Origin of the sequence: Zoogloea dura, assembly GCF_012927165.1 — a bacterium.
Lineage (GTDB): Bacteria > Pseudomonadota > Gammaproteobacteria > Burkholderiales > Rhodocyclaceae > Zoogloea > Zoogloea dura.
Genome location: NZ_JABBGA010000009.1, coordinates 107,264 through 124,937 on the forward strand (window position 1 = coordinate 107,264; position 17,674 = coordinate 124,937).

A 17,674-nucleotide genomic window follows, 5' to 3' on the forward strand; every position below is an offset into this window, starting at 1 on the left:
GTCCTTTATGCCTGTTCGCCGGTATGGCGGTCGAGCCGCTCCATCAGCCCCGAGACCCGCAACACCTGGCGGCCGATGGCCCGCTCGAGGACCCCCGAGGCGGCCTGATCCACCAGCGTGAAACCACTGCGCGCACGGGTGATGCCGGTGTAGACCAGCTCCCGGGTGAGAATCGGGCTGAGAGTGTCCGGCAGCGCCAGGGCCGCATGCACGAACTCGGAGCCCTGGGATTTGTGCACGGTCAGCGCATACACCGTGTCCACCGCCTGCAGGCGGCTGGGCAGGACCCAGCGGATGCCGTTCTGCCCGTCCCCCGCCGGGAAGGCCACCCTCAGCACCTCGGCGCCCCGCGGCCCGGGCAGGGCCAGGGTGATGCCGATGTCACCGTTCATCAGGCCCAGGCCGTAGTCGTTGCGCGTCACCAGCACCGGACGGCCGAGGTACCAGCCTTCCGCCGCGGGGATCAGCCCGGCTTCGCGCAGCCAGCCGGCGATGCGTGGATTGAGCCCTTCTATGCCCCAGCGGCCGCGCCGCAGGGCGCACAGCAGCTGGAAGCTGCCATGGGCCTTGAGGACCCGCCGCGCCCAGTCATCGAAGGCAGCCTGGCCGGCGTCATCGGCCGGCCGGGTGGCCTGCAGGGTTTCAAGATAGGTCCGGTAGCCGGCCCGCCCATGCGCCGGGTCACCCTCCACCACCAGCCGGCGGAATGCCGCCTCCCCCGCGCCCGGAGACAACCGGGCCAGGTCGGGCAGGCCCGCGTCGAACAGTGCCGCCGCCTTCTCCGCGGCGCCGGCGTTGACCGCCGCCGCCAGCTGGCCGATGCCGCTGGCGGCACCGAAGCGGTGGCTGTGGCGCAACATGGCCACCGCCTGATCGAGGGGCTGCCCCGCCGGATCGACCAGCTCAGTCGGCACCCTGGCACCGCTCACGGCGGCCAGCCAGTCCGCGGTGGCCGGGCTGTAGTGCCCCTCCCGGGCCCGCCGGCACAACTCGCCCAGCACCGCCCCCGCCTCCACCGAGGCGAGCTGGTCCTTGTCGCCGAGCAGCACCAGCCGCGCCCCGGCGGGCAGGGCGTCGAGCACGGCGGCCATCATCTCCAGGTCCACCATCGAGGCTTCGTCCACCACCAGTACATCCACGCCCAGCGGATTGCCGGCGTGATGCCGGAAATGGCGGCTGCCGGGCCGGCTGCCGAGGAGGCGATGGAGGGTCGTGACCTCCGTCGGGATGGCCTTGCGCACCGCGTCGCCGTCAGCCAGGGCAGCCAGATCGAGACTCGCCACGGCACCGGCGATGGATTCATTGAGGCGCGCCGCGGCCTTACCGGTGGGCGCCGCCAGGCGGATGCGCAGCGGCGGCTCGCCTTCACCAGCGCCGAGCGCAAGGGCCTGCAGCACCGCCAGCAGGCGCACCACCGTCGTCGTCTTGCCGGTTCCCGGTCCGCCGGTGACGATGGCGAAGGCGCTGCGCGCCGCCAGGGCACAGGCCAGCTTCTGCCAGTCCGGCCCGGTCACGCCGGCCACCTGGGGAAACAGGGCGGTCAGGGCCGCCGCCAGCCGGTCTGCCGGCAACCCTACCGGGCCTTCGCGGGCGGGGTCCAGGCGGCAGCCGATACCCGAGGCCACTGCACCTTCATACTGCCAGTAGCGGCGCAGATAGACCCGCTGGCCGAGGCACAGCAAGGGCGTGTCGCCCTCGCCCTGCCCGACCAGGCTGGGCAGCGCCAGGGCGGCCCGCCAGGCCTCGAGACTGAGGCCCTCGAGGAGGTCGGCCGGCAGGACAGGGCGTTCCGCATCCGCATCCGCATCCGCGCCTTCGCCCTCCGGCGGCAGGGACAGGGCAAAGCCCGGATCGCCCAGGGTGTCGGCCAGGTCCAGGCAGGCGTGGCCACGACCAAGCTGATGGCTTGCCAGCGCGGCCGCCAGCAGCAGCAGGGCCGGCGCCTCCGCCACTTCGCGGGCGAGGAAGCTTGCAAAGGCGGCATCCAGGCTGCGCAGCCAGCCGCGGGCAGCCCAGGCGTCGAGCAGGGCCAGCAGGCTGGCCCGGTCCTTCAGGGCGGGATGGGTCATGACATCTCCGGAACAGGGGCGCGGGAAAACAGCCGGTCGAGGGCCTCGATCAGCGCGCGCGGCGGCTTCTCCAGATGCACCCCGCGGCTGGGGGCAGCGGCGCCGCGCAGGAAGATGTAGACCGCGCCCCCCACGTGGCGGTCATAGTCGTAATCGGGCAGGCGTAGCCGCAGCAGGCGGTGGAGGGCCAGCAGGTAGAGCACGTACTGCAGTTCGTAGCGATGGCCGAGCACTGCCTCGGTCATCGCCGCCGGAGAATAGGCGGCGTCATCGGGCCCCAGCCAGTTCGACTTGTAGTCGATCACGTAATAGCGCCCGTCGTGTTCCGCGACGAGGTCGATGAAGCCCTTGAGCATGCCATTGAGCTGCCCACGCTGCAGGGCCGGGCGGGAGGCGCCGTCCAGGGTCTGACGACAGACCAGGGCATCCATGGCCGTGAGGTCGGCTTCGTGCACGGCGATCCAGAACTCCATCTCGACCACCCAGTTGTCGATCCCGGCCAGGCTGAAGCCATCCCCTGGATCGGCGCCCAGGGGCAAGGCCAGCAGGGTCTGGATCCAGCTGCACAGCGGCTCGATCCAGGCCTCCCAGCCACGCAGGGCGCAGCGCCGGGCCACCGCATCGCGCAGCAGGGCCGGACTCTCGGCAACCCGTGCAAAACCCTGGGCGCCGGCCCATTCCAGCAATTCGTGCAGGAAGGTGCCCACCGCCGCGCCGCGGGGAAAGGCATGGGGCGTACCGGCTGCGGGCGGTCGCACGGGGGCCGCCGGGCTCGTCGGCGTGGCCGCCGCGGCTTCGCGGAAGACATCCTCGGCCGGGGTATCCGCGCCCTCCCCTGCCGCAGTCTGCAGGGCCGAGTAGCTGGCGATCCACCAGTTCTCGCGGACACTGCGGCGAGGCTGGCGGGCCGCGCCCTCGACCCGGGCCAGCCCGGTCGCCGTGTAGACGTCGGCAGAGGCTTCCGGCCCGTCGATCACGCGGATCGCCGGGCTGCCCGCGGCCAGTGCATCGAGGCCGGCGCCCAGCGTGCCGCCGAGCAGGTAGCCCAGCGCACTGATCTCCATCCGGTCGAGGGGCGCGGTGCCTATCCAGGTCGCGTGGCAGGCGCGGGTCAGCGCCACGTAGAGCTTGCGCAGATCCTCCCCCAGGCGTTCCCGGTCGGCCCGCTCGACCAGCAGGCCATCCTCGTCGGCCAAGGCCAGCTGCAGCCGGCCGGCCTGGTCATGCCACTTGAGCGGCAGATCGCCGGGTGAGGTGGCGCGGAAGGCGCAGGCGAAGGGCAGGAAGACCAGCGGGTACTCCAGGCCCTTGGATTTGTGCACGGTGACCACCTGGACCAGGTCGGCATCGCTCTCGAGGCGCAGCTGGCGGGCCTCACCACCGCTGTCCTCGCTGCACTGCTCGGCCAGGTGGCGGATCAGCGCGTGTTCGCCGTCCAGCAGGGTGCTGGCCTGCTGGAGCAGTTCGGCCAGGTGCAGCAGATCGGTCAGGCTGCGCTCGCCGGTGCCGCCGGCCGCCAGCAGCCGGGCAGGCACCCGGAAGTCGTTGAGCAGGCGGCGCAGCATGGGCAGCACGCCCTGACGCTGCCAACACTCCCGGTAAGCGCGGAACTGCAGCACACGTGCCTCCCAGGCCACTTCGTCGCGGTTGAGCTGGTCGAGGGTCGCCCAGTCCAGGCCCAGCAGGCTGCTGGCCAGGGCCGCCCGCAGGCAGCGGCCGTCGTCCGGCTCGGCACAGGCCGCCAGCCAGCGGCGCATCTCGGTGGCCTCCGGGCGCTTGAACACCGACTCGCGCTCCGACAGGTAGACGCTGCGCACGCCCCGCTCGCCGAGGGCGCTGCGGATGGCCTCGGCCTCGTTGCGGTTGTTGACCAGCACCGCCATGTCGGCCGGACGCAGCGACTTGAGGCCGTCCGCACTGGCGAAGCCCGCCGCACCGCGCTGGCCCAGCTGCAGCAGGCGCACCATCTCGCTGGCGCACACCCCGGCCATGCTGTGCAGGTAGGCACCCTTGGTAAGGGACTCCGCCCCCTCGGGCGGGGGCAGGCGCCACACCGTGAGGGCCGGCGCCGCCTGGCCGTCCACCTGCCAGACCTCCTTGCGGCCGGCGGCGGCGGCCGGCAGAAAGGGCACCGGATTGTCGTCCGCGTTGCGGAACAGGAAGGCCCCGGCCCCCTCCTCCCGCGCTTCCGCCAGGGCGAAGCAGCGGTTGGTGGCGTCGACCATCGCCTGGCTGGAGCGGAAGTTGCGCCCCAGGGTGTACAGCCGCCCCGCAGTGGCCCGGCGGGCCGCCAGGTAGGTATAGATGTCGGCACCGCGGAAGGCGTAGATGGCCTGCTTCGGGTCGCCGATCAGCACCACGGCAGTCTCGGGGTCGTTGTCGGCCACCCGGTAGATGGTGTCGAAGATGCGGTACTGGATGGCATCGGTGTCCTGGAACTCGTCGATCAGGGCCACCGGGAACTGCTGCCGGATGACCGCCGCCAGGCGCGCGCCATTGGGCCCGGCGAGGGCGGTATCGAGGCGCGTCAGCAGATCGTCGAAGCCCATCTGCGCCCGCCGCGCCTGCTCCTCGGCAAAGCGTGCGGCGACCCAGCCGGCGCCGTGGATGAGCACCGCCTGGCGGGCATCCGGCAGGGCCTCCAGCGCGGCAGGCAGCGCAGCGATGGCGGCAAAGGCAGGGTGGTCGGGCGCCTGGGACGGATCGTTCCAGGCGTCGGCGATGCCCTCCGGGCTCAGCCGCGCCCAGGCGGACTCGGTCAGCGCCGGCCAGGCCAGGGCCGGGTCATCACGCCAGGCTTCGAGGGCGCCGAACCAGCGGTCGCAGTAGTCCTTGCGCAGCTTGGTGCCCTTGCAGGCCTTGCGCGCCCGGGCGTCGTCGATGAGCCCGCGCAGCTCATCCAGCCAGCCAGCCCACGGCGCCTTCAGGTCGGCCAGGCAGGCCGCCTTCTCGGCCTCGGCCGCCGCCAGGGACTCGGCTGGCGGTGGTGCCGTACCGAGCTGATCCACATGGCCGAGCAGGCGGCCCAGCTCGTCCTCCAGGGCTGCGGGCGCCGCCCACCAGTCCGCCACCTGGCGCGCATGGCCGGGTGTCAGCGGGTACATGTGGCTCCGCCAGTAGTCGCGCACCACCTCGGCGAGCAGCTCGCTACCATCGGTCTCGAGCTGCTGGGTGAACAGGCTGTCGCTGTCGAAGGCGTGCTCGCGCAGCATGCGGTTGCACCAGCCGTGGATGGTGGACACCGCCGCCTCGTCCATCCATTCGGCGGCCAGCTGCAGCTTGCGGGCACAGGTCGGCCAGGCCTCGGGGGGATGGCTGGCACGCAGATCGTGGAGCAGGTCCTCCCCGGCGGGGCGTGCCTCCACCCCGGCCGGATCGGCCAGGAAGCAGCCGGCAGCTTCGGCCAGGCGGGCCCGGATGCGGTCGCGGAGCTCCTTGGTGGCCGCATCGGTGAAGGTCACCACCAGGATGTCAGGCGGGTTCAGGGGGCGCAGGAAGGCCGCCTCATCGGCTTCGTCACGGGGGCCGAGGACCAGCCGCAGGTAGAGGGCGGCGATGGTGAAGGTCTTGCCGGTGCCGGCGCTGGCTTCGATCAGGCGGCTGCCGCGCAGGGGGAAGCGCAGCGGGTCCAGGGCTGTAGGGCTGGGGCGCGTGGGCATCACTGGGCGCCCTCCTGACGGGTGGCGGTGGATTTGCGGGCGAAGGTCGCCTCATACAGAGGCTTGAGGAGGCGGACGGCCAGCTCGGCGAATTCACCGCTGGCGACGAGGCTCGCATAGTCGGGCCAGATCCGGCTCAGGTAGGGGCTGCCGGGGCCTTCGCCATCGAAGTTGAAGCCGCCGTCGTAGCTGGCCGGGGCGTTGTTGCGCTGGCCGGCCTGGTCGTCGAGCCAGGTAAAGGCGGTGCGCACCGCCAGGGGCAGCGGCCGACGCATGCCGTCCCGCCAGGCCGCCAGCAGGGTGTCCAGCTGTGCCCGGGCCGCATCGACTTCCAGGGCTTCGAACTGCACGTTGCCAGCCTTGCTGACCACCACCGTGGTCAGCGGCCCGCCGCCCAGGTGGGCGGCCAGGTGGGCAACCCAGTGCTTGATCAGGTTGTGGCGCTGGTATTTGCCGTTCTTCACCGCGTCGCTGGTCTCCAGCACCACCCGGCCACGGCCGCCGTCCTGGTCGGTACGCAAGCCGCGCAGCCAGTCCTCGAGGGCCAGGCCGGCCGCCGCGCCGCTACCTGCGTGGCGCAGCGCCACGTCCCGGGGCTGGGGCTGCGGCCAACGGGCGAGCGCAGCGTCGTAGCGCTCGAACATGTCGGCCATGGGGCCGGCCAGAGCCTCCGCGGCCAGGTCGGCAAAGGCACCGGCGGCCAGCTCGCCGCGTCGGCGGATACGCTGCAGGCCAGCCTCGAGGGCGGCCTCGCGCGGCTGCCCGTCCTGCAGCGCACGGGCCTGCAGGGCGATCAACTCGTCCCACAGGGCCCAGCGTTGCAGCCCGTCGAGGTCGAAGGGCTCCTGGTCCTCCCCGGCCGGATCGTCGAGCTCGAAATCCACCCGCAGGCGCTGCCGGAAGAAGCTGCGCACCGGATCCTTGAGGAAGGCAGCCAGTTCTGCGATGCGCAGGGGCTCCGGATCGGACAGCGGGTCGAGGATCATCTGCCGGAGGGCGGGACGGTCGTCGGCGATGCGCCATTCGGCGGCGTAGGTGAACAGGCGGCCGGCGCCGGGCTCGACCGGAAAGTAGTCCGGGTTGAAGGGCTGCAGGCGGTGCTCTACGGTCAGCGCTTCGAGCAGGGCCTTACTGGAGTCCGGCTCGCCAGCCAGCCGCCAGCCGGCCGCAAGGTGGTCGCGCAGTTGCCCCACCAGCACCGAAGGCGGGCGCGGGGTATTGTCATTGACGCTGCGCCCGACCCAGGAGATGTGCAGGTGCTCACGGGCCGACAGCAGCGCTTCGAGGAAGAGGTAGCGGTCGTCCTCGCGGCGCGAGCGGTCGCCGGGCCGGTAGTCGCGGCCCATCAGGTCGAAGTCCATGGGCACCCGGCTGCGCGGGTAATCCCCGTCATTGAGGCCCAGCAGGCAGACCATCCGGAAGGGGATCGCGCGCATCGGCATCAGGGTGGCGAAGGTCACCGCGCCGGCAAAGAAGCGCTGGGACAAGCTGCCCTCCTCGAGCTGGGCGAGCCAGTAGTCTCCCACCACGGCGAGGGGCAGCAGGCCATCGAGGCGCGCCGCGGTGCACGCCGCCAGCCAGCGCTCGAGGGCCAGGTCAAGCTGCTGCAGGGTGTAGGCGTCGTCGTCTCCGGCATCGAAGAAGTCGGCCATCAGGCCGCGCAGGCGCAGGCACCAGTCGGCCGGCGAGGCGTCCTGGCCAAGGGTCGTCCAAGCCGCCTCCAGGCGATCGAGGAGCGCCGCCAGGGGGCCGAGCAGCGCCGCATCGAGGCCGCCGATCTCGTCGTAGGGTTCGATGTCCTGCCACGCGCCGCCGGTGCTGCCGACGGCGTAGCCGAGGAGCATGCGGCGCAGCCCGAACTGCCAGGTGTTGCCGTCCGGCGCCAGGGGCAGCCCGAGGCTTTCCCGGTGGCGGGCATGCAGGCCCCAACGGACCTTTGCGCCGCGGATCCAGCGATGCAGCAGGGGCAGGTCGTCGTCGCCGATGCCGAAGCGGCGGCGCAGGGCCGGCACCTCCAGCAGGTCGAGCACATCGCTGACCGCCAGCCGTGAGCTGGGCAGGGCCAGCAGCTTGCCCAGGGCGCCGAGCAGCGGGTCCTGGTGGCGGCGGCCCTGGTCGGCGATGCAGGAGGGGATGTGGCGCGGATCGTCACCGTCGGTGAGCCCGAACACGGCCTGCACGTGGGGGGCATAAGCGTCCACGTCGGGCACCATGACGATCACGTCGCGAGGGCGCAGGCCGGGGTCGGCATTGAAGGCGGCCAGCAACTGGTCGTGGAGGATCTCCACCTCGCGCAGGGGGCTGTGGGCCACGTGGAAGCGGATCGAGTCGTCAGCCGCCGCTACGGCAGGCCAGCGGGCCCGGGTTTCGGCCAGCGGGCGCAGATCGCGGATGTCGTCCTGGAGCTGGTTGAGGAGGCGCTCCTGGCCGTGGGGCGAAAACAGGTCGATGCGCTGGCGGATGTCGAGGAAGTGCTGCAGGTAGCCGGCCCGGGCCACGTCGCTGTCGTGCTCGTCGAGCAGGCCGATGAAGTCGCGCCCCTGCTTGCCCCAGGCCGCCAGCAAGGGGTGGGCGTGGAGATGCAGGTCGGCGTCGGCGATCTCCGCCGGCATGCCGGCGCGGCGGCGCTGGCGGCTGCGGGTGGCGCGCAGCAGGTCCTTGTCGGCGACGATGTCGGCCCAGTGGTGCTCGCAGGGGTTGTGGATGCACATCAGCACCTGGCTCCAGCGGGCCAGCACGGCCAGCACCTCGAGGGACTGGCGCGGCAGCGCCGAGATGCCGAAGACCAGTACCCGGCGTGGCAGCCCCGGCGGCCGCTGGTCGGCAGGCCAGGCTTCCGCGGCATGCAGGAAGGCATCGTGCACGGCTGCCCGTCCCTGCCCGGCGGGGCCGCTTCCGGCCCCCTGCTCCGCCACGTCGGCCAGCAGCTCGCGCCACAGGGAGGCCTGCCAGCGCTGCTCGTCGGGCAGCGGCTGACGCTCGCCGCCGGCACGGATCAGCACGTCCTCGCCGGCGGCCCAGGCGGCCAGCCAGTCGGCGCGATAGACCTGGTACTGGTCGAACAGATCGGCCAGGCGCTCGGCCAGCTGGAAGCGCTTGCGCTGGTCGCTGTCGGAGGCGAGAAAGCGCTGCAGCGGCGCGTAGGCCTCGCGGACGATGACCTCCGGCAGCAGGCGCACCAGGCGCCACACCAGCAGGGGCTTGTCGAAAGGCGAAGTCTCGGGCACCGCGTCGGGCCCCAGCACGGCACGGTAGGCCTGCCACAGGAAGCGCGAAGGCAGGGACAGGTCGAGCCCCGCGGCGATGCCGCAGCCACCTCCGCCCTGACCGTCGGCATCCTCCGCCAGGGCCAGGCGCAGCCACTGGGCAATGCCGTTGCTGTGCACCAGCAGGGTCTCGGTCTCGAGGGGGGCCAGGGGGTAGCGGTGGATCCAGGCGACCAGCAGGTCGCGCAGGGCTTCCGGGTGATTGCCGTGGACCAGCATCAGACCGGGGGGCAGCGCTTGGGGACGCACGGGGAGACTCCGGGAAAGAAATGGCAGCGAATGGCCGGCGCCCTATCGGTGCGCCGGCAGCGCGGAGAAGATGCCCGCAGGGCCGCCCGCGGCTGCGCAGGCGACCAGGGCGCTCAGCGGATGCAGACCTTGCGCACCTGCTTGATGTCGGTGAGGCCAGCGAGGACCTTTTCGATGCCGTCCTGGCGCAGGGTGCGCATGCCCTCGTCGAGGGCTGCCGACAGCAGGGTGGCGACACGGGCCCGTTCCTGGATGAGGGCCTTGACCCGGTCGGTGCCCACCATCAGCTCGTGCAGGCCGAGGCGGCCCTTGTAGCCGGCGGTGCAATGCTCGCAGCCCACGGGTTCGTAGAGGGTGAAGCGCCCCTTGTCGTCGGCATAGCGCTGGCGCCAGCCGTTCAGCACAGCCTGGCGGGAGGCCTCCTCGTCGGCCAGGAAGGCCGGGGTCTGGCGCAGGTCCTCGCAGTAGTCGTCGAGCAGGTGGCGGATTTCGTCCTCGCCCGGGTGGTAGGCCTTGCGGCACTTGGTGCACAGGCGCTTGGCCAGACGCTGGGCCAGCACGCCGAGCAACGCATCGGCGAAGTTGAAAGGGTCCATGCCCATGTCGAGCAGGCGCACGATGGACTCCGGGGCGCTGTTGGTGTGCAGGGTGCTGAACACCAGGTGGCCGGTGAGCGAGGCCTCCAGGCCGATGGAGACGGTCTCCTTGTCGCGCATTTCGCCGACCATGATCACGTCCGGATCGGCGCGCAGGAAGGAACGCATCACGGTCGGGAAATCGAGGCCGGCCTTGCGGTTGATCTGCACCTGACGCAGGCCCTTCTGGGTGATCTCCACCGGATCCTCAGCGGTCCAGATCTTGGTTTCAGGGGTATTGATGTGGCCGAGGATGGAATGCAGGGTGGTCGTCTTGCCGGAGCCGGTGGGGCCGCAAACGAAGAAAATGCCGTAGGGCTTGGCAATCGTCGTGGTGAGTCGCTGGAAGTTATTGTCGAGCAGACCTAGCCTCTCCAGCGGCAGGGGCTCACTGTTGGCCAGCAGACGCATCACCACGTCCTCGATGCCGCCGGCGGTGGGCACGGTGGCCACCCGCAGCTCGATGTCCAGCGGGCCGAAACGGCGAAACTTGATCTTGCCGTCCTGGGGCTTGCGCCGCTCGGAGATGTCCAGATCACACATGATCTTGATGCGCGTGACGATGGGGCTGCGGTAGCTGGAGGGAATCTCGATGTAGGGCACCAGGGTGCCGTCCTTGCGGAAGCGGATCTGGGTTTTTTCCTTGCCGGGGCGGGGCTCGATGTGGATATCGGAGGCGCCCTGGCGGTAGGCGTCGATGATGATCCGGTTGACCAGCTTGACCAACTCGTTGTCGGCCGCAGCGGAGACGTCCTCAGCAGTATTGGCGCCCTCCCCGTCATCGTCGGACATGTCCGACAGCAGATCGCTCACCGAGGCGTCGTCGGCGGCGCTGCCGCCGAAGAACTGGGCCACCGTCTGCATGAACTCGAGATGGGTGGTGACGCAGAAGACCGGGGTGGCCTTGGGGAAGACGTTCTGCACCACCCGCGAGGCGATGGCCTGATCCGGGTCGGTGACGAGGATCAGGAGACCCTCGGTATTCTCCTCGAGGGGCAGCCATTCGGCCTGCTGGACGTAGTCGCGCTTGAGGTTGCGGAGCAGGTCGAGGGGTCGTACCCGGTCGGGCCGGTAGGGTTCGTAGGGCACGCCGAAGAAGCGCGACACGGCCACCCCGATATCCGACGGCTTGAGCTTGAAATCCCGCAGCAGCAGATCCTCGAGAGACACGCCCTGCTCCCGGGCCAGGCTGGTGGCGGCCTCGAGCTCCGCACCGGTCAGTTTGGCGTCATGCACCAGCCCCTCGTACTTGGACTTGGGCTGGACCAGGGAGTGGCGACGCTGGGCAAAGGCCACGGCGAGGGTCTGGCCGAGCCCCTGGATGCCCTCTTCGGCGATGGCCGAGAAGGGCTCGCCATTACGGCTGTTGATGAGCTGGATGACCCCGATCACATCGCCGCTGTCAGGCGCCGCGATGGGCGCCACCAGCATCTGGTGGCAGCGGTAGCCGCTGCGCTCATCCACCTCTCGCCGGAACTCCATGCGCGGGGAGATGGCCTTGAGTTCGCGCTCGTCGTAAACATCGTGGATGTTCAGCATCTGCCCGGTGAGGGCGACATAGCCGGATACGCTGTTCTCGGCGATGGGCAGGCGGATGGTGCGGATGGTATGCAGGCCGGTCTTGAGCCGTGACGAGATGGTGCTGCGGCTTTCGTCGACCACGTAGATGGTCAGCCTGTCCGCGGCAAACAGGGCACAGATCTCTGCCGACAACTCGAAGATGATCTCGTCGATGTTCTCGGTGGCATGGACGCGGTTGGTGACCGTCTGCAGGCCCTTGAAGAAAGCCAGCCGGCTGGCCACATCGCTGGATCCGCCGCGTTGGATAGCACTGCTCATGGTTCGCTCGTATTCCGGAAAAGGGCGCCCCGACAGCGCGGGGCAAGGGCTGGGCCGTGACGCAGGGACGGCCACCGGCTCACACAGCAGGCTATAACGTCAGCTCCAGGCCGTTATAGAGAGCCTTGGGCGAAAACCGCCCGCAATAGCCGGCGATCTCCTCGAGCGTGGTCCTGGCCCGGCTGGGCTTGAGGTGGGTGATCCACACCTCCGGATTCGACTTGATCCGCTCCAGGAACAGGGCCAGCAGGCTCGGACAGAGGTGCCGGGAGGCCAGCGCCAGGTCGTGCAGGGCATCGGGGAAAGCCGTCTCGACAAGCAGGTAGCGCAGGTCGGGGATCTCGTTGATGGCAGCGATCAGCGGCTCGGAATATGCGGTGTCGCCGGAGAAGACCAGGCTTCCGCCCTCCCCCGACAGCTGGTAGGCCACGGCGGGAACGGTATGCAGGGCCGGCAGGGCCTTCATGAAACGGCCCCTGCCCAGCTTGGCCACCTCGTCCACGCGCATCTCCTGGAAGCACAGGAAGGGATTGTGACGATCGGGAATCGACGAGAAGTCGGGCCACACCAGCCAGTTGAAGATGTGCGAACGCAGGATGCGCAGGGTCTCGGCGGTGGCATGCACGACGATGGGCATGGAACGGGCCTCGCCCACCGTGTCCACCAGCAGGGGGATCATCGCGATGTGGTCGAGGTGCGCATGCGTCACGAAGATGTGGTCGATGCGCACGAGCTCCTCGAACTCCAGGTCCCCCACACCGGTCCCTGCGTCGATCAGGACATCATCATCGACGAGCAGGGCCGTGGTGCGCTGATCGCGCCCGCCGATTCCACCGCTGCATCCTAGGACCCGCAACTTCATCTTGATTCCATGAATCTCCGCCAGGGGGAATATGCAAGCACGCCACGGGGAGCCGGGGAGCGACCGCACTTCAGTACAACAGGATACGTTCCGGAGCCGGCGCCATGCGTCAGAAAATTCACGCTTGCCTCCTGACGCACCGGCTCGCTCAGGCCTGGAGCGCCTGGGAGAAGAACTCCATCTTCACACCGGCAATCTCGATGATGTCGTGATCATTGAGGCGATGGGCCTGGGCGTCGAGGGGATGCCCGTTGACCACCGGAAAGACGGTGCCTTCCACGTGGGTGATGAAATAGCCATGGGGCCGGCGAGTAATCACCGCGACCTGGGTCCCCGGCTTGCCCAGGGTGGTCAGGGACTTGGACAGTTCCAGGGTTCGCCCGGCATGCGTGCCGCTGAGGATCTGGATCATCCCGATGGAACCCACCGGCGCTGCATTGGCTGCAGGCAAGCCACTAGGCGCCGGCGCCTCGCCCGACACCCCCGCCGTGGTGGAACCGAAGACCACTGCCTCGTCCTGCTCGGACTGCGCACCGGCCTGGTCCGCCACGAACTTGATGCGGTACTTGCCCAGCTCGACCACGTCATTGTTCTGCAACACGTGCTTCTTGACGGGCTGGCCGTTCACGTAAGTCCCGTTGGTGCTGTTGAGATCTTCGAGAAAGGCATCGTTGAGGATCGTGACGATGGCCGCATGCTCGCCACTGATGGCGAGATTGTCGATCTGGATGTCGTTGTGCGGCTTGCGGCCGATGGTGGTGCGCTCCCTTTCGAGGGGCATTTCCTTCAGCACCAGTCCATCCATGCTCAAAATCAACCTGGGCATTGCTTTTCCTATCTGAAACCAGACTTAACCGAGTTCTGTGCCGAGCCGCGTTGCGGCACAGGACGAAACAACGATGACCGACACATTATCCATGCCGCCCCGATCGTTCGCCAGATCAATCAGGTGTTCTGCGGCAAGCGGGGGATTGACCCCCAGGGTGGCCAGGACCTCGGCGATGCCGGAATCCGTCACCATGTCCGTGAGCCCGTCCGAGCAAAGCAGGTAGATGTCCTCCGGCTCGAGGCCCAGGACGGCCACGTCGGGCTCCACCTGCTCATCGACCCCCACCGCCCGGGTCAGCAGGCCGCGCAGCAAGGCGGTTCCGGGCGAATCGGCATCAATCATGCCCGCGTCCCACTGCGCCCGCAACACACTATGGTCCCGGGTGAGGCTGCGCAGGACGCCATCCCTGAGCTGATAGAGGCGGGAATCCCCGACGTGGGCGTACAGCAGCGTACCGTCGCCCCGGAAGCAGGCTCCCACCAGGGTGGTCCCCATCCCCCTGAGCCCCGGATCCCCGGCAGCCGCACTGCGGACCCGGCAGTTGGCCAACGAGAAAGCCTCGCGCAGGTCCTCCTCGTGCAGTACACCCGTGGACGCGCCCTGCTCCATCCGTTCCATCCAGGCAGCCACCGCCATGAGGGCCGCCTCGGCGCCACCTGCATGCCCGCCCATGCCGTCGGCCAGCACGGCGAGTCCGCGGCCGGCATCGCAGGCGACCCGGTCCTCGTTGCGCAGGCGGACCTGGCCGACGTGGCTCGCCATCGCCATCCTCCAGAACGGCGGACTGCCAGGCGGCGACGGAGAGATCGGTGTATTGCCCAAGATCGGACCCTGTCAGGCTCCCGCCAGCTCCGGGAGCCCCCGGACATGGCGAGGTGACGCCGGAAAAGCGCCCCACGCTCGGCGCTGCGCGCATCGCAGCCCCCATGTGGGTGCCTTTCGCCGTGGGGCAGCCCGGCGACGAAAAAAAAACCGCGCTCGGGCGTTAACCACGGGCGCGGTGCATTTCAGGCTGGAAAGCCTCTTACAGCATGGCCTTCAGCAGCTTGGCCATTTCGGACGGGTTGCGGGTCACGGTGAAACCACAAGCTTCCATGATGGCCAGCTTGGCATCAGCAGTGTCCGCACCGCCGGAGATCAGCGCGCCAGCATGGCCCATGCGCTTGCCCGCGGGGGCAGTCACACCGGCGATGAAGCCGACGATCGGCTTCTTCATGTTGGCCTTGCACCATTCGGCAGCTTCGGCTTCGTCCGGACCGCCGATTTCGCCGATCATGATGACGGCGTCGGTGTCGGGATCGTCGTTGAACATGCGCATCACGTCGATGTGCTTCAGACCGTTGATCGGGTCACCACCGATACCGACGGCGGAAGACTGGCCCAGACCGATTTCGGTCAGCTGGGCAACAGCTTCGTAGGTCAGGGTGCCGGAGCGGGAAACCACGCCGATGCGACCCTTGCGGTGGATGTGGCCCGGCATGATGCCGATCTTGATTTCATCGGGGGTGATGAGGCCCGGGCAGTTCGGACCCAGCAGCAGGGTCTTCTTGCCACCGGCGGCTTCCTTGGCCTTCATCTTGTTGCGCACTTCCAGCATGTCCCGGACAGGGATGCCTTCGGTGATGCAGATGGCCAGGTCGAGGTCGGCTTCAACGGCTTCCCAGATGGCGGCAGCAGCGCCAGCGGGCGGCACGTAGATCACGGACACGGTGGCGCCGGTTTCGGCGGCCGCTTCCTTGACGGAACCGAAGATGGGGATGTCGAAAATCTTTTCGCCAGCCTTCTTGGGGTTCACGCCGGCAACGAAGCATTCCTTGCCGTTGGCATATTCCTGGCACTTTTCAGTGTGGAACTGGCCGGTCTTGCCGGTGATGCCCTGGGTGATGACCTTGGTGTCTTTATTGATCAGGATGGACATTCGCTAACTCCTTACTTGACCGCGTCGACGATCTTCTGGGCCGCTTCGGCCATGGTGTCGGCAGCGATGATCGGGAGGCCCGAATCGCGCAGGATCTGCTTGCCGATCTCTTCGTTGGTGCCCTTCATGCGGACGACCAGCGGAACCGACAGATGCACTTCCTTGGCCGCGGTGACCACGCCGGTGGCGATGGTGTCGCAGCGCATGATGCCGCCGAAGATGTTGACGAGAATGCCCTTGACCTTGGGGTTCTTGAGCATGATCTTGAAGGCTTCGGTCACCTTCTCGGTGGTGGCACCGCCGCCCACGTCGAGGAAGTTGGCCGGCTCGGCACCGAACAGCTTGATGGTGTCCATGGTGGCCATGGCCAGACCGGCGCCGTTCACCAGACAGCCGATGTTGCCGTCCAGGGAGATGTAAGCCAGGTCAAACTTGGAGGCTTCGATCTCGTCGGCATCCTCTTCATCCAGGTCGCGCATGGCAACGATCTCGGGATGACGGTAGAGGGCGTTGGAGTCAAAGTTGAACTTGGCGTCCAGAGCCTTGATGGTGCCGTCGCCTTCGTGGATCAGCGGGTTGATCTCCGCCAGCGAAGCGTCGGTTTCCATGTAGGTGGTGTAGAGCTTCTTGAGGGTATCCACGGCCTGGGCGATGGAACCTTCAGGAATGCCGATGCCCTTTACGAGGGTCAGGGCCTGCTCGTCGGTCAGGCCGGTGGCCGGATCGACGAAGACCTTGATGATCTTCTCGGGGGTCTTGTGGGCGACTTCTTCGATGTCCATGCCGCCTTCGGAGGAGGCCATCATGGCAACCTTCTGGGTGGCGCGGTCGGTCAGCGCTGCGACGTAGTATTCGTGCTTGATGTCGGCACCTTCCTCGATCAGCAGATTACGCACCTTCTGGCCTTCCGGGCCGGTCTGGTGGGTGATCAGCTGCATGCCGAGGATCTGGCTGGAGTACTGGCGCACTTCGTCCAGGGACTTGGCGACCTTGACGCCACCGCCCTTGCCGCGCCCGCCGGCGTGAATCTGGGCCTTGACGACCCAAACCTTGCCGCCCAGGGTCTCAGCTGCCTTGACCGCGTCGTCAACGGTCGTGCAGTGAATACCGCGCGGAACCGTAACGCCGAACTTCTTCAGGATTTGTTTGCCCTGATATTCGTGAATTTTCATGGTTGCCCTTCGATCGAAGTCTTGGCCCAACAGGGCCGCTTACGCTTGGTTGATGGGACTCTTCGGGGCCGCGCTGCGCCCCGCGATACATGCACCGTTCTCCCTCGTCCAGTACACATACCGCTCGCCCTGCCCGCAACCGACCGACATTGGACGGCAACGGAACGAACGATCCTGCCCCCTCGACAGACCGGCTCGGCCGGCTGGCTCCGGATTGCGGATCAAATGATTATATACGACGAAAGTGGGGGCGCGGCCGCTTTCACGCTGCAGTGCACACCAAGCGCCCTCCCAGCCGGCATCAGGCCGGGTCCTTGCCCCGATACCAGGGCTTGTAATAGCGCATCACGGTTTCGGAGGTCGTCTCCAGGGCATGACAGCGGTCGAGCTGGAAAGGCTTCTCACCGGTGTCCTCGTTTTCCTTGCGGAAGGTTGCGAAGGTCTGGATCGCCACCGTGGGCAAGGACAACAGCAACTCGGTGATATGGGAGCAGCCGCGCACATCGGCAAACATCTCGCCCACCGTACGCCGGAAACCGCGCACCAGGTTGAGGCCGATCAGTTGCCGGTAGGCCGGACCGATGGTGTCGCAGCCGCCGGGATAGGGCACCCAGTCGGAGACCGCCTCCACGTCGATCACGTTGAATCCGGGATCGATGGTGACCCGCAGCAGCAGGTCATGGACCGGATCACCGGCACGACGCAGGCCGGACGCAATCGGGTAGTCCATCGCCTTGGTGTCGGTCAGGCGGGCATCGAGGTCGTACAGGCCATCATCGCGCAGGAAGCCCTGAACTTCGATGCGGCGGGTATGGACGTGGCGACGCCGGGGAGCGGGTGGGGATAAGGGCATGGCTGTGGGGCTCAGGCCGGAGAGGCCATCAAAAACGGGTAAAAGCAGGTAAAAACACATAAATCGCTGCTGACTTTGCGTGACATTCCACACTTCACAACAAACCAGCAGGACAAGTCGGCGCGATACGCTGCAAACTTCTTTAGAATACTGTAGCTTCAACCGTGACGCACCGTGACGCTACGGCACCCAAGATGCCGTCCTTGCCCAGGCCCGAACTTGCCGTGACATTGTCCGTATCCGCAACGCTCCCAATTGATGAAAAGCGCGCGTAAGCCCCTTCCCCTCCTCCTCGCGGCGCTCCTCCTTCCCTACGGCCCCCT

10 protein-coding genes are annotated in these 17,674 nt (G+C 68.2%); all 10 read right to left on the bottom strand.

Features of this window, described 5'->3' with window-relative positions:
- Positions 1 to 5: 5 nt before the first annotated feature.
- Entirely contained in the window at positions 6 to 2,069 is a 2,064-nt protein-coding gene (gene recD / locus HHL15_RS13000) for an exodeoxyribonuclease V subunit alpha (RefSeq protein WP_169146205.1), read from the bottom strand.
- The gene (gene recB / locus HHL15_RS13005) at positions 2,066 to 5,728 is read right to left on the bottom strand and encodes an exodeoxyribonuclease V subunit beta (RefSeq protein ID WP_169146206.1); all 3,663 of its coding nucleotides are present in this window, start codon (positions 5,726 to 5,728) and stop codon (positions 2,066 to 2,068) included. The genes recD and recB overlap by 4 nt, the downstream gene beginning before the upstream one ends.
- A complete protein-coding gene (gene recC, locus HHL15_RS13010; protein ID WP_328825037.1) occupies positions 5,728 to 9,243 on the bottom strand; it encodes an exodeoxyribonuclease V subunit gamma in 3,516 nt (1,171 codons plus the stop codon). Before recC ends, recB begins: the two co-directional genes overlap by 1 nt.
- Before the next feature lie 113 nt (positions 9,244 to 9,356).
- The gene (locus HHL15_RS13015) at positions 9,357 to 11,717 is read right to left on the bottom strand and encodes a GspE/PulE family protein (protein WP_169146207.1); all 2,361 of its coding nucleotides are present in this window, start codon (positions 11,715 to 11,717) and stop codon (positions 9,357 to 9,359) included.
- A gap of 91 nt (positions 11,718 to 11,808) precedes the next feature.
- Positions 11,809 to 12,579 carry a 3',5'-cyclic-nucleotide phosphodiesterase gene (locus HHL15_RS13020; protein WP_169146208.1) on the bottom strand — a complete coding sequence of 257 codons (771 nt, stop codon included), beginning with the start codon at positions 12,577 to 12,579 and terminating at the stop codon, positions 11,809 to 11,811.
- 148 nt (positions 12,580 to 12,727) lie between these two features.
- Entirely contained in the window at positions 12,728 to 13,405 is a 678-nt protein-coding gene (locus HHL15_RS13025) for an FHA domain-containing protein (RefSeq protein ID WP_169146209.1), read from the bottom strand.
- A gap of 24 nt (positions 13,406 to 13,429) precedes the next feature.
- Positions 13,430 to 14,170 carry a PP2C family protein-serine/threonine phosphatase gene (locus tag HHL15_RS13030; protein WP_169146210.1) on the bottom strand — a complete coding sequence of 247 codons (741 nt, stop codon included), beginning with the start codon at positions 14,168 to 14,170 and terminating at the stop codon, positions 13,430 to 13,432.
- A gap of 262 nt (positions 14,171 to 14,432) precedes the next feature.
- A complete protein-coding gene (gene sucD, locus HHL15_RS13035) occupies positions 14,433 to 15,326 on the bottom strand; it encodes a succinate--CoA ligase subunit alpha (protein ID WP_169146211.1) in 894 nt (297 codons plus the stop codon).
- Positions 15,327 to 15,337: 11 nt separating this feature from the next.
- Positions 15,338 to 16,498, bottom strand: coding sequence for an ADP-forming succinate--CoA ligase subunit beta (sucC, locus tag HHL15_RS13040; RefSeq protein WP_169146212.1), 1,161 nt, complete (start codon positions 16,496 to 16,498; stop codon positions 15,338 to 15,340).
- A 301-nt stretch (positions 16,499 to 16,799) separates the two neighbouring features.
- Positions 16,800 to 17,351 carry a DUF2889 domain-containing protein gene (locus HHL15_RS13045; protein WP_169146213.1) on the bottom strand — a complete coding sequence of 184 codons (552 nt, stop codon included), beginning with the start codon at positions 17,349 to 17,351 and terminating at the stop codon, positions 16,800 to 16,802.
- Positions 17,352 to 17,674 lie beyond the last annotated feature (323 nt).